At 66.2% G+C, this 12,350-nt stretch carries 10 protein-coding genes and 1 pseudogene; 10 read left to right on the forward strand and 1 reads right to left on the reverse strand.

What is annotated here, in order from left to right; translation table 11 throughout:
• Positions 1 to 7 precede the first annotated feature (7 nt).
• The 10 genes and pseudogenes from ACFOSH_RS24890 to ACFOSH_RS24935 all read left to right on the forward strand — a co-directional run bounded on the left by ACFOSH_RS24890 (position 8) and on the right by ACFOSH_RS24935 (position 12,007).
• Positions 8 to 511 carry a hypothetical protein gene (locus ACFOSH_RS24890; RefSeq protein WP_378241454.1) on the forward strand — a complete coding sequence of 168 codons (504 nt, stop codon included), beginning with the start codon at positions 8 to 10 and terminating at the stop codon, positions 509 to 511.
• Between the two features lie 50 nt (positions 512 to 561).
• Complete coding sequence (locus ACFOSH_RS24895) at positions 562 to 1,404, forward strand: hypothetical protein (RefSeq protein WP_378241455.1); 843 nt, start codon at positions 562 to 564, stop codon at positions 1,402 to 1,404.
• Positions 1,405 to 1,744: 340 nt separating this feature from the next.
• Positions 1,745 to 1,960 (forward strand): annotated as a pseudogene (locus ACFOSH_RS24900) (transposase); the annotation flags it as partial.
• Between the two features lie 715 nt (positions 1,961 to 2,675).
• Positions 2,676 to 5,705 (forward strand): VWD domain-containing protein, encoded by a 3,030-nt coding sequence (locus tag ACFOSH_RS24905; protein ID WP_378241456.1) that lies wholly within the window; start codon positions 2,676 to 2,678, stop codon positions 5,703 to 5,705.
• A gap of 471 nt (positions 5,706 to 6,176) precedes the next feature.
• Positions 6,177 to 6,599 (forward strand): hypothetical protein, encoded by a 423-nt coding sequence (locus ACFOSH_RS24910; protein ID WP_378241457.1) that lies wholly within the window; start codon positions 6,177 to 6,179, stop codon positions 6,597 to 6,599.
• Positions 6,600 to 6,601: 2 nt separating this feature from the next.
• On the forward strand, positions 6,602 to 7,183 hold the full coding sequence (locus ACFOSH_RS24915; RefSeq protein WP_378241458.1) for a DUF4917 family protein: 582 nt from the start codon (positions 6,602 to 6,604) through the stop codon (positions 7,181 to 7,183).
• Between the two features lie 549 nt (positions 7,184 to 7,732).
• Positions 7,733 to 7,939 carry a YqhA family protein gene (locus ACFOSH_RS24920; protein WP_378241459.1) on the forward strand — a complete coding sequence of 69 codons (207 nt, stop codon included), beginning with the start codon at positions 7,733 to 7,735 and terminating at the stop codon, positions 7,937 to 7,939.
• Positions 7,940 to 8,270: 331 nt separating this feature from the next.
• Positions 8,271 to 9,767, forward strand: coding sequence for a UvrD-helicase domain-containing protein (locus tag ACFOSH_RS24925; RefSeq protein WP_378241460.1), 1,497 nt, complete (start codon positions 8,271 to 8,273; stop codon positions 9,765 to 9,767).
• Between the two features lie 133 nt (positions 9,768 to 9,900).
• Entirely contained in the window at positions 9,901 to 10,500 is a 600-nt protein-coding gene (locus ACFOSH_RS24930) for an ADP-ribosyltransferase (protein ID WP_378241461.1), read from the forward strand.
• Positions 10,501 to 10,678: 178 nt separating this feature from the next.
• Positions 10,679 to 12,007 (forward strand): GNAT family N-acetyltransferase, encoded by a 1,329-nt coding sequence (locus tag ACFOSH_RS24935; RefSeq protein WP_378241462.1) that lies wholly within the window; start codon positions 10,679 to 10,681, stop codon positions 12,005 to 12,007.
• A gap of 82 nt (positions 12,008 to 12,089) precedes the next feature.
• Here the strand turns inward: ACFOSH_RS24935 and ACFOSH_RS24940 are convergent, their stop codons facing one another.
• Positions 12,090 to 12,287 (reverse strand): SAM-dependent methyltransferase, encoded by a 198-nt coding sequence (locus ACFOSH_RS24940; protein WP_378241463.1) that lies wholly within the window; start codon positions 12,285 to 12,287, stop codon positions 12,090 to 12,092.
• Positions 12,288 to 12,350: the final 63 nt, after the last annotated feature.

The raw sequence follows: 12,350 nt of genomic DNA on the forward strand, positions 1-12,350 counted from the left end.
TGGCGTCGTGAAGGTGACTCCCCAAGCGGACTACCCGGTAGAAGTGCGTTCTCGGCGCTGGGAGGTGGATGACCGTCAAGCCGCGCTCTACGAGGGCGTCTGGGACGTTCTGCTCAACAGAATGGTGACGGTTTCCTTCGTTCCCGACATCGGTCAGCCGGTCCACGACCGCGCTCGATGGCCGGCCGACCTCGATGAGATCGCCACCGAGCGACAGGCTCGGCTGGAAGCCGCCATGTTCTCCGACTACACGGTGACGCCGAACACCGAATTGGCTGGCCGCGCCACCCGGTCACAGGCCACATCCTGGCGTGAGAACCGGTACGGCGTGGTGTTCTACGTCGACCCGGCCGAGTACGCGCGACTGGCGGCCGACCTGCAGGCACTCGACGTCGTGGGGGCCACGGTCTCCGAACTTCGCGGGCACCCGGCCGTGGATTTCGTCGAACGTATCGTCGCCTCGCCCGAGTTCGCCGACGAGGATGCGTTCTGGTTGCGCGGAGAGGGCTGACGGCGGTCAACTCGCCGGGTCGCCGTTTCAGTGTGTTTTAAGGAGAAACAATGGAATTCGACTTCTATGTCACCGATCTCGGGAGCCTGTTGGGCGGCTGGACGGTCAACGTGGTCGGGGCCGAACTGAGTAAGTACAACCGGTTGCTGTGTGCTGAGGCGTCTAGTTCGTCGTACTCCACTTCGGACAGAGTCGTCAGAGCTGGTCGGGAGGATCGGGATCGCTGGTGTTCGGCGACGCGCCGACTGCTGGCGCAGATCCAGGCCCTGCAGGAACGTGAGGAAGCCGTCAGCCTCCACCTGCGGGCGCCGTTTCGGGGTGGTCTGTGGTGGCGGATTAAGTACGCGCGGCGGAACTGGTTGCTGCGAAAGGGATATGACGCGGCGAGCGCGCGGCTGCGGTCGGACTTCGCCGCTGCTCTCGCGGATCACCAGAAGAGCATGGATGATCTTCCGCGTTACCTGGAGGAGTACGCCATGCGGGAGAAGGAGCGCGTGCGGCGAGAAGATGAGCAGGCCAGGAAGAAGCGTGCGGAGGCACTCGACGGCGTGTCCGGTCCGGTGTGGGCCTACGAGATTCGCAAGCATTCAGGCGGACGCCGCAGTTTCTGGATCTATCTGGGGAGCCTGGACGCCGGAGGTGGCAGTAAGCACACCGTGCGAGAGGTCCACGCCGCGCTGACCGCGGAACGGGCCGAACATCACTACACCGGCGTGTATTGGGGGCAGGAGACCGCTCGCGCGTTGGCGGAGGAATACGAGACCGTGGTATCCGGTTGGGCGCGGCTCACCGGTGAAGTGATCATCCCGCTTCCCCGCGACCCGAGTGATCCGCCGATGTGGTCGAAGTATCACGGCGCTCCCTCGAGCAGCTACGGCAGTGGCAGCTTCTGACGAAGGGAAGGCAAACGTCGTGGTGCGATGGTGGCTCGCTCTTGGGACCGTGGCGGGGCTCGGCTGTCGGAGTGACAGTGGTTCTCGTCAGGGTGCCGGTGCTGTCGAGAACTCCGGCGTGCAAAGCTCTCCACCGGAGCCGATGAGCAGCGCCAGCGCATCGACGCTTGCCAGCACGTGGTCCCGCCGGGCTACGAGACGCGGACGACCGGGCTCCTATCGCTACATTGAGCGGGCCAAGCCGTCTCCGATTGGGGTCCGTTGCCGGAGAAGAGCCGGATACAACCCGACACTGCTTGACACCTGGGCGGCCTGGGAGGCGGGTCCTGACCTGCGCAACGACGTGCTGCCCCCGCCCTACCTGCACGGCTTATCCTCAGGGGACTTCGTGTCCGCGCTGGGCCACTTCCTCGGCTCAGCGAAGGGCCTGTCGGGCCCGGTGATCACGAAGCTGACCGAGCAGTGGAAGGTCGAGCAGCGCGCGTTCTGCGAGCGCGACCTGTCCACCGTGGACTTCGTATATCTGTGGGCGGATGGGATCCACGTCAACATCCGCTTTCGGCGTGGAGCTGACGACTGCCGCTAAGGCGGTTATGTTGTCCTTTTCGGATTGTCAACGGTTTCCCATGCGCGGGAGTTCTTTCACCGCCAGGGCTTTGAGCCGGTGGCGGCTTACCCGGCAACGAGCTCCTGGTTCCCTGCATGGTGGGCCGACTCATCTCAGGAAACACCTGGCGAGCCGTATCGGAAGGAAGCTTCCGCTGACCCGGTTCGGCTCGCCGCCGATGCTCGGCCAGCGCCGAGGGCATGTCGATCGAGGAGCTCGCGCAATGTGGTGTGCATGAGTTGGGTGTTTGGAGCGGTCGGGGTGAGATAGGTCAGCCGGATGATCGTGCTGGCCCGGAGCGGTGATCCGAAAGGTCTCGAAGTCGTGAGGTGGGAGCACGTTGGCCAAATCCGTACTGTCTGGGCGACCGGGCGCGACGTTGGAAGGAGTTTCTTGGCCCCGTGGTTGCGGACGGCGCCGTACATGATCCCGGCGGCCTGAAGGCAGTCGCCCACCGTGGCGCCGTGTCGATGCACGTCTGGTTTCATCTCCGCTCTGAAGCGGTCATCGATCCAGCATTGGACGTCCAGTCGAAGGGCTTCGCGTGCGCTGCCCTCGAGGGCGGGCTTTTTCGCCTTTTTGTTCGTCTTCGAGGACGTTCCGTGTCCTCTTGGGGTGAGCCATGGTCGGCGGACAAGATCCACTGGCTTTCGGGGGAACATCGATGGCTCGCCTTGTCCGCGTCGTCCTGCTGACGGCGTTCACCTTGCTGATCGCGCAACCGGCGCTGGCTCAGGACGCGGGTCTCGACCTCGCTCTGTCGACAGGACAGACCACGTATGTGCCCGGTGAGCGGGTCGTGCTGACGGCCACGGTGACCAACAAGGGCACCGCGCCTTGTCAGGTGGCCACGATCGCCGCGGGTTCGGTGCAGGTGGCGGCGGTGACCCGTGACGGCAAGGCGGTGGCGTCTCAGCTCGGGGCGGCGTATCACGACCGGCCGCTGGTCGATGTCGTTCGCGGCAGTATGAAGACGGTCCAGCCGGGCGACGCCGTGTCGTTTCGCCTGGGCAGCGCGTCCGCCGGTCCCGATGGCGGGGCGGAGGTCAGTTCCACCGACGTCCTGCCGACCGGTCGTGGCCTGATCGCGAGCCGGCCGTTGACTGAAACCGGCGCGTACGTCGTGTCCGCACGGTACGCGGCCCCGCCGTTCGGCGGCCTTGAGCCCGCTCCGTGCGCGGGTACGACGAAGGTGGCCACCGTGACTTTCGCCGTCGGCTCATCCGAGCCGGGGTTTCCGTGGCTGTGGGTGTCGATCGGGGTCGGCGCGCTGCTGCTGGTGGCGGCGTTGTTCCTGATCCTGCGCAGGGTTCGCGGCCGGGCCCCGGCGGCTGGCGTGGTGCTGCTCCTTCTTGTCGCGGGAATGACCGGCGCTGGCGTCAACCCCGCGGAGGCGAAACTGGAGCCGGTGCCCATGCCGCCCGAGCACGCGTCCGAGAAGTCCAAACAGGACGCTCGGGATTTCGCCGCGGCGGTGTCGGGGTGCATGTCCGTTTTCACCGCTGACGCGTCGAGCGCACCTGACATCAAGATCGTGACGGACTGGCTGAACGATCCCTCGACGACCGCGGTGCGCATCGTGCCGCACGACGGCAACAGTTTCGCCAGGCCGTACTGGGTGGCGGACCTGGCCACGGGCGAGTACGTCTGGGGAGTCGATCCCAAGACGGGCAAGCCTGTTCCGCCGGTTCCGTATGCCGTGGAGGTGGGCTGGGACCGGTCCTGGGAGGGGGAGTTCTCCAATGGCGCACCCTTCGATTCGTGCTCGACGTTGTTCCATGAGCTGGTGCACGCGTGGTCGATGGGGCACGGTCTCGACTACGACTGGCTCGAGGCCCGCGAGCTGATGTGCCCGTACACCAAGAGCGAACTCCATCCTGAGGGTGACGAGGCGACGGAGATCCGTGCGACGCTCGCGGAGAACTCGTACCGCCGGTTGCACGGTCTCAAGGAACGGGACGGGTACGGTTCGAAACCGGCGCCGCCGTCGCTGGGTGATTGCGAGAGCGACCCGGCCAAGGTCCCGCCGCCGGACCGGACTCATCACCCGGTTCCGCCGGGAAAGCCCGGGCCCCGGCCGGCGCAGACACTGCCTAACCTGCCGAACTACCCGGCCAAGCCGCCCGGCACCGGCCAGAAGACCAAGGGAGGCTTCCCCGGGCGTTCCCAGCCACCCGGCGTGGTTACGAAGCCGTTCCCCATCGAGCAAGGACCCGGCGGTATCCCGCAAGGAGGATGGGACGGCACAGACCGCGGCTCCGTCGCGCCGCCCGTGGGCGGTGGCGGCTCTGACGGCGACCCGCATCTGACCACCCTCGATCACCACAGCTACGACTTCCAGGCGGTCGGCGAATTCACCGTCGTCCGTTCCACTGGTGGTGACCTGGAGATCCAGAGCCGCCAGACGGCGATAGAGAACGACCGCACGGTCAGCGTCAACTCGGCCGTGGCCACCAGGATCGGGCCCGACCGGGTCACCTTCACCATGAATGGCGGTGACGTCGTCCTGCGGGTGAACGGTGAACCCACGACCCTGGCACGCGGAGAGCGAAAGCTCCCCGGCGGCGGGACCGTCCTCCGGAGGGGCAGTTCGATCATGCTTGCCGAGGACGGCTACACCGTCCGGTGGCCGGACGGGTCGTCGGCCTGGCTCGACCCGCTCGGGCGCTGGGGCCTGCGACTATACGTATCCCTTGTGGACGGTCGTAAGGGGCAGGCCGCCGGGCTGCTCGGTAACTTCGACGGCAATGCTGACAACGACCTGACCACGAAGGACGGCAAGCCGGTGTCGGCCCGGCCGTCGTTCGAGCAGCTCTACCGGACCTTCGGCGAGAGCTGGCGGATCAGCCAGGCCGATTCGCTGTTCGACTACGCGCCGGGCGAGAGCACCGAGAAGTTCACCGACCGCGCCCTCCCCGAGAAGGAGGTGAAGGTGGACGACCTGCCCGTGGAGCAGCGCGACCAAGCCCGGGGCGCGTGCACGATGGCGGGCGTCCGGAATCCGGCACTGATGGACGGCTGCATACTCGACGTGGCCCTGACCGGTCAGCCGATCTTCGCGGTCACCGGCGGCAACTCGCAGCGCGCCACCACCATTCCCACCACGCCACCGGACCCGCCGCCCGGCGAGCCGCTCGGCCCGCTCCGTGACGGCAGCCGGGTGACCTCCGCCCGGCACGGCGACTATCAGCTCGACCTCGGCGGGGCGACCGACTTCGAACTGGCCGACGTCACCGGGGACATCACCACCCAAGTAGCGTGTCCCGGCCAGAATGCCGAGCACGTGCTCATCGGCGTCCACCAGTTCCGGCTGCCCACGCCGGCGAACTGCCGGCTCACGGTGACCGGCACCGGCGGATCGTACGGATTCCGTCTGGTCACCCTGAAACATCGTGCGCTGCCCGCGAAGATCGGGGACCGGATCACCGGCAGCCTCGACGTACCCGGCCGCGTGGACACCTACCGGATTGACGCGGTAGGAGAGGGAAAGATCGTGCCCACAGACGGAAAACCTTGCGAGGGCGTGACACTCGGCGTATCGGGCGACGGCGAGCGGCCCCGGGTGTTCACACCGCACGGCGCGTGTTACGGACTGCCGATCGCCAACCCCGATCCGGACAAGCCGATGTTCCTCGTCGTCTGGTCCGACAACGCCGAAGTTGTCGACTACACGTTCCGGCTCGAGACCGGCTGACGGCCACCATTCCTCACCTCGAACGAATCGCCGCCCCGACCGCCGGTTTCCCGTGTTCATTCTGGCAGCCTCGAGCCCATTAATGATCATGACCTGATCCGGGTGTCCTGCGCCGACACCGCGACAAGCTACGAGGGCGACCTCGAAACCATCATTCTCGGCGAGGGCTACAAGTCACTATCGCTCCGCACCGAAACGGCAGCGGGCCAGTGTAGCCGCAGGGGAGATCGTCGCGGACCTCGCCGACCAGATCGTCGCCTTCGAGATCATCCCCGAATTGACGGCCCGGCTGGCCCGGATCTACTACCGCCCCGCCCCTGTCCTTCCTGCCGGAGCTCGGCGAGCTCGACCGGTATCGGACCGGTCTTGCCCGGCTCGGCCGTGGCCTGCCTGAGGAGACCCGGCTCCGCGCTTCCGTGCGGCCGGTCACCGAGGTCGCCGGCCACATCGTGCGGGCCACCGAGATCCTGCGTGAAGTCTGGCCGGAGGCGGCAGAGGAAGCCCGGGTCCTGGTGCTCGACGTTCGCGGGAGACGGCTTCTCCACCGCGCTGGCCGGCCGAGTTCTGGACCTGCTGGAGGCCGACGACGGTGTACTCTACCGACAAGCCGCCGAACGAGGCGCGCGACTCAAAGCGGACAACCCCGGACAGATCGCTGCAATGCGCGGCCGGGGAATGATGCTGGGCGTGGAGTTCGTCTCGACAGTGCCGGAGTTCGGCTACCGGGCCGCCGGATATCTGTTGCGGGAACACGCGATCCGTATCTTGCTCACCGCGATTGCCGGGACCACGCTGCGCGTCGAGCCGTCGGTGTCCCTAACCGACCAGGAGATCGTGCGCACAGATCGCGCTTTGCGCGGCCTGCGCGCCGTCATGGCCACTGCGGACTTGTAGTGATGAGGACCGCTGTCGATGACGACCTGCAGGATTGGCGCACACTCGACGATCGCGAGTGGCTGACCCTGCTCATCGGGAACGGACTGAGCATCAACCTGTGGGGTGACTTCGCCTATCCCCGCTTGTTCGACAAGGCGACATTGTCCGCGCAGGCGAAGAACATCTTCGCGGAGTTGGAGACGACCGACTTCGAGAAGACGCTGGAGTGCCTCTACCACGCCCGGATCGTGCTGGAGGCTCTCGGACAGGGCACCAGTCAAGTCGACACCGTGTACGCCGAAGTTCGTGACGCGCTTTTCGGCGCGGTGGCGGACGTTCAGGCGAACTGGAACCGGTTCTCCACCGACGCGCGGACAAAGATCGCGGAGACCTTGGCGAAGTACCGGTCGACGTACACGACAAATTATGACCTGTGCCTCTACTTCGCCCGCATCCACTACCTCCACGGCGGGATCCACCTCTGGAAGAGTGACAAATCGCAGCTTTTCGTCAGCGAGGGCACCTTCAAGGCGAAGATCCGCACGATCCAGCGGTCGCCGTATCCGAGGTCCTGCCTCGAGTCGCTCGCTGCGAACGAATAGGACACGGTGATCTTCGGGCATTCCCTCGGTTCCCAGGATCGGTACATCATCGACGTCGTTAACGCGGGCCGGAAGCGGACAGTGGCGGTCTCGATCTATCCGAGCGGCGTTCCGGGGAAGATCATCGAAGAGAAGGTCCGCATTCGACAGGCCTTCGATCGCCATCAGGTCTGTTTCTACGACTCGACCACCCAGCCCCTCGCCGCGCATCGGAGCCGTGACGTCATCCGGTCTGTCGTAAATCCGCGAGCAGGAGGCACAGCACGGCCACTGCGGTGACGATCCCGGGAGCCGCTGGTGATGGGGACGAACCGCTTGTGAGAAGCAGCTGGTGATGGGCGCAGCTGGAAGTGGTGAAGGTCTCGACAACGCTTGCTGATTACCGGAGCGTCAGGCGAGTGACTCACCTTCGGCGGAAACCTGTGCCGTTCGCCTCGCGATGTGGGTGCACCGCTAAGAAGTTGATCATGAGTGGGCGCCGGTACCGCGTGACGATGTGCATGCCGGGTTCGCCGCTCTCGCAACGTCGAAGCTTGAGGCCGGTTCCGCATGCCCGCACGCAGTACCCCAACGTCTACTCGGCATCGTGGACCTGCCGGGGTCGGGAAGCTGTTGTTCTTCAGCCGCTGGTTGCAGGTTCCGCTCTATCTCGGGTTGATCGTCGCGCAGTTGGTGTACGTCTGGCGGTTCCTGATCGAGACCTGGAATCTGGTGGGCAGGCGTTCACCGGTGTGGGGTTCACCGAGGGCGACGTGATGCTCGGCGCCGAGTGTGTACTGCCTATAGTCCACTGCCGGGTACGTTCCTCGTGCCACCGGTAGCACGACAAGATCCGCCGGTTACCGGGAAAAATCCCGCAGGGAATGGTGAGCTCTTCCCGCGAGGGCCTCATTGGCTGGCGGCGAGGGCGTGTCCGAGCGGGGTTCGCGTATAGAGCGACGAGGGCTTTGTCGACTTCGGGGGCCTGCCCGGTTTGTTGTCCGGGCAGGCACCGATTCGTTTCGCCTTGGTAGACCGTTTTGGCCGTCGAGATATGCCGTCCTGGTATGTGATCGTGAGTTGCTCACGTGCTTCAGGGAGGAACTCGATGTCGTCACGGCGTCCGACAGCGGAGCAGGAGGCTGCGGTGGAGGCGTTTCGCCGTGGCGATGATCTGGTCTTGCAGGCGGGCGCGGGAACAGGAAAGACCACGACGTTGACGATGCTGGGTGCCGCGTCTCGCTGGCAGGGCCGGTATCTGGCGTTCAACAGATCGATCGCGCGGGAGGCGCAGCGGAGATTCCGGGGCAATGTACGGTGCTCGACCGCGCACGCGCTGGCGTTCAAGGCTGTCGGGCACAGGTTCGAGGAGCGGATGGAACGCCCTCGGATGGCCACGGCGAAGCTGGCGCAGCTGCTGGGTATCACGATGAATGTCACGATCGGTGCCCGGCACTTGCGGGCGTCGACGCTGTGCTCGTTGGCCCGGGACACGGTGATGCAGTTCTGCTACTCGGCCGCTGACGTCCTCAGTCGTCTGCACGTGCCTTGGCCCAAGGGCATCAGTGATGAGCATGAGCATGACCAGCTCGTGGAGATCGTGCTGCCGTTGGCCGAGCGGATGTGGGCCGACCTGCAGACCCCGGACCGGGGCAAGGTGCCGTTCAAGCACGACCATTACTTGAAGATGTGGGCGCTGAGCCGGCCGAGGATCTACGGCGAGTTCCTCCTGCTGGATGAGGCGCAGGACACCAACCCGGTGGTCGAGCAGGTGTTCCTCGCTCAGGGCGCGCACGCACAACTGGTCATGGTCGGCGACTCGGCGCAGGCGATCTACGGTTGGCGCGGCGCGCGGGATGTGATGACCGGGTTCCAGGCCCGGCAGCTGGCGTTGTCGCATTCGTTCCGGTTCGGTCCCGCGGTCGCCGCCGAGGCCAACCGGTGGCTCACGATCGCCCATGCCCCGATCCGTCTGACCGGTTCCCCGACGGTCAGAAGCGAACTCGCTCCCGTCGATACCCCGAAAGCGATCCTGTGCCGCACGAACGGCGGCGCGATCGCCGAGATCCTCACCCTGCTGGCCGGCGGCCGCCGGGTCGCGCTCGCCGGTCGCGCTGCCGAGCTGCGGAACCTGGCCGAGGCCGCACGGGACTTACAGGCCGGCCGTCGCACGACCCACCGTGAGCTGCTGCTGTTCTCCACCTGGGGCGAGGTGCAGGACTACGTCGAATGGGACCGCGACGGACGCGACTTGCTGCCGTTCGTCGACGTGATCGACGAGCACGGTGTCGACGTCGTGCTGCGGACGCTTTCCCAGCTCAGTTCCGAAACCCAGGCCGAGGTCATCGTGTCCACCGCCCACGCCGCGAAGGGACGTGAGTGGCCGACGGTCCGCATCGCCGGCGACTTCACCGAACCGGACGATCCCGAGGACACCAGCCTCGGTGGCGACCCAGCGCCCGGCACGATCGAACCCGCCGAAGCTCGCCTCGCCTACGTCGCGGTCACCCGCGCTCAGTATCGCCTCGATCTCGGCGGGCTGTCCTGGATCAACCAACACCCCGAGGGCGAGCGCCCAGCCTCCCTGGCGGAACGCCGTGCCTGAAACACATCGACCTTCGCCGCGCAGGAGTTCGGGCTGTTTCTGCCACCGGTGTCATCCCCTGATGTGTGGGTGCCCGGCCTCGTCCGGGTGATGGTTCTCGGGCTGCCGCCATGGGCGCCCTAGCGTGCTTGTCATGATGAGAACTCTTCTGCGCAGCCGGGCCGCAGCCGTCATCTTGTCCCTCACGGCTGTCCTCACCGTATCCGCCGCCGTGCTCCCGGCGACCGCTACCGCTGCTCAGGCCATACCCTTCTGTCCCCAATTCGCCGACCCGGTCAAGGCAGCCGCGGACCGTCGCGTCGACGTCGGCCGCATCACCCCGGAGCCGGTCTGGCGCAAGACCTGTGGCACCCTCTACCGCTCCGACAGCCGCGGGCCTGCCGTCGTCTTCGAACAGGGATTCCTTCCCAGGGACGTCATCAACGGCCAGTACGACATCGAGAAGTACGTTCTCGTCAACCAGCCTTCCCCGTACGTCAGCACGACCTACGACCACGACCTCTACAAGACGTGGTACAAGTCCGGCTACAACTACTACATCGACGCTCCCGGTGGTATCGACGTCAACAGGACCATCGGGGACACCCACCGGTGGGCCGACCAGGTCGAGGTCGCCTTCCCAGGAGGGATCACCCGGCAATACATCATCGGCGTGTGCCCGGTCGACAGGATCACCAAGACCGAGATCATGAACGACTGCAAGGACAACCCGCATTACAAACCCTGGCACTAGGCCTGGACGACGCCCGGGCTGACATCCTCGCTTGGCGGCGCGGCCGAACAACGCCGATGTGGTCTGGATCAGGCTTCGCCCGCGATTTCCCTTACGCGCCGGTGTCGTGCGGCTGTATTAACTGAATCGTGACAGGCGGAGAAGCCGGAGGCAAAGGAGGTAACAGAACCTTGTCCACATGAACGAATCGGAGGTGCGGTCGGAGACCGCAAAAGCGGCGAAGACCTCAATGAGCCGCGAGCTGATCGAGCTCGCGGCCCTGTTCATCGCCGCGGGTGTCGCCCACCTGTTCGTCAGTATGTTGTCGCTCAACAGCGTCGGGCCGGTCGTGCTGTTCGCGCTGGGTCTGCTCCTGATCGCCACCGCCGCTTTGCGGCGATGGTGGACCCACCGCCCACGAGCGAAGGTGACCCGGGTCGTGGCGGACGAACTCCCGCCGCCGCCAGGAGGGGCGTGGCGGATCCGCGCCACGGTGCGCGATGTGCCCGGGAGTTTGGCGGCGGTGACGGCCGCGTTGGCGGCGCACCGGTACGACATCGTGTCCATGCAAGTCCTTGCCGTGCCGGACGGTGTGGTCGACGAGTTTCTCCTGCGCGCGCCGGCCGGTGTGACAGCGGCGGATATCGCCGCGGTGACCCAATTGGGCGGAGGCAAGGAGGTGCGAGTCGTTCCGGCCGACGTTCACGAGTTCGTCGACCTGCCGACCCGGGTACTGACGATCGCGGCCCAAGCGGCCGGCCCACCGGCCGACTCGGCGCAGCTGCTGCGTGCCGTACTGGGTGATTGCGTTATCACCCCGCAGCAGACCAAAGGAAGACCTCGGGCACAAGGGTCCGGCGAGTGCGTCGAGGGAACGTCGATGCGGCTGGTCGCGCCTGACGGCGGCCTGATGATGGTCACGCGTCCGCCGCTGCCTTTCACCCTGGTGGAGTTCGCAAGGGCCAAAGCCGTTCTCGACCTCAAGCGGTGCCTCGCCGGTGCGCCGATCACCACGACGACCCTGCGGTTGGCTGCCGGCACGGAAGTGGCGATCCGTCCCGTCACCCCTGGCGACGCGGCAGCGATCGAGGAGATGCACGAACGGTGTAGCGCCGAGAGTCGCGGTCGGCGGTACGGCCGCGAACGGCCACCGGCGTTCGAGCGCCTGCTCGAACACAAGGGCACTCGTACTCTGCTTGCCGAGACCCTGGCAGATGGGGTGATCGCGGTGGCGACGTTGCGAAAACGCGGTCGATGCGCGGAGGTCGGCATCCTCGTCGAAGACCAGTGGCAAGGCCGCCGTATTGGTACAGCCCTGCTTTGCAGGCTGATCACCCTCGCGCGGATCGACGGCTGCGTGGCACTCGTCGCGATCGCCCAGGAGGCGAACACCGCGATGATCCGCGCGATGTGGCGAGCTGGTGCACAAACCGACCATGTCGAACCGGACCTGACCCACCTCACGGTATACCTGAACGCACGTTCGGGAGTTCCAGGTCCGCGGCCAGGCGACATCGGCCTGCAGTAGCGACACATCCCGTGCGCTTTCGCATCCGGGCCCAGCTCGTTGTGGCCGTAGTTGGGCGAGGAACTTCCGGCGGAGACCGCGCCTAGGTTTTGCGGCCGACGCCGGTGCAGACCTCGTTGGGTTCCACGTCGCGCAGGCCTGGTTCCGGGTGCCACAGTGGTGCGCTGACCACGCCGGGTTCGACCAGGTCCAGCCCGTCGAAGAGGGCCGTGACCTCGTCATAGGGGCGGAAGTACATAGGGGCCCGACTGTTCCTCATCGCGTCGGCGACCGCCGCCATTTCCCGCGGGGCGTGGTCGGCGGTCCGGTGTGCAGCGCGACCGGGCTACCCGCCGGCGCCCTG

Origin of the sequence: Amycolatopsis speibonae, from assembly GCF_042647925.1 — a bacterium.
In the GTDB taxonomy this organism is placed as follows: Bacteria; Actinomycetota; Actinomycetes; order Mycobacteriales; family Pseudonocardiaceae; genus Amycolatopsis; species Amycolatopsis speibonae.

Coding starts and splice junctions, on each gene's coding strand:
- ACFOSH_RS24940 (WP_378241463.1), bottom strand. CDS start 12,287: ATGGCGGCGGTCGCCGACGCGATGAGGAACAGTCGGGCCCCTATGTAC.
- ACFOSH_RS24905 (WP_378241456.1), top strand. CDS start 2,676: ATGGCTCGCCTTGTCCGCGTCGTCCTGCTGACGGCGTTCACCTTGCTG.
- ACFOSH_RS24930 (WP_378241461.1), top strand. CDS start 9,901: ATGATGAGAACTCTTCTGCGCAGCCGGGCCGCAGCCGTCATCTTGTCC.
- ACFOSH_RS24920 (WP_378241459.1), top strand. CDS start 7,733: ATGCCCGCACGCAGTACCCCAACGTCTACTCGGCATCGTGGACCTGCC.
- ACFOSH_RS24915 (WP_378241458.1), top strand. CDS start 6,602: ATGAGGACCGCTGTCGATGACGACCTGCAGGATTGGCGCACACTCGAC.
- ACFOSH_RS24895 (WP_378241455.1), top strand. CDS start 562: ATGGAATTCGACTTCTATGTCACCGATCTCGGGAGCCTGTTGGGCGGC.
- ACFOSH_RS24925 (WP_378241460.1), top strand. CDS start 8,271: ATGTCGTCACGGCGTCCGACAGCGGAGCAGGAGGCTGCGGTGGAGGCG.
- ACFOSH_RS24935 (WP_378241462.1), top strand. CDS start 10,679: ATGAACGAATCGGAGGTGCGGTCGGAGACCGCAAAAGCGGCGAAGACC.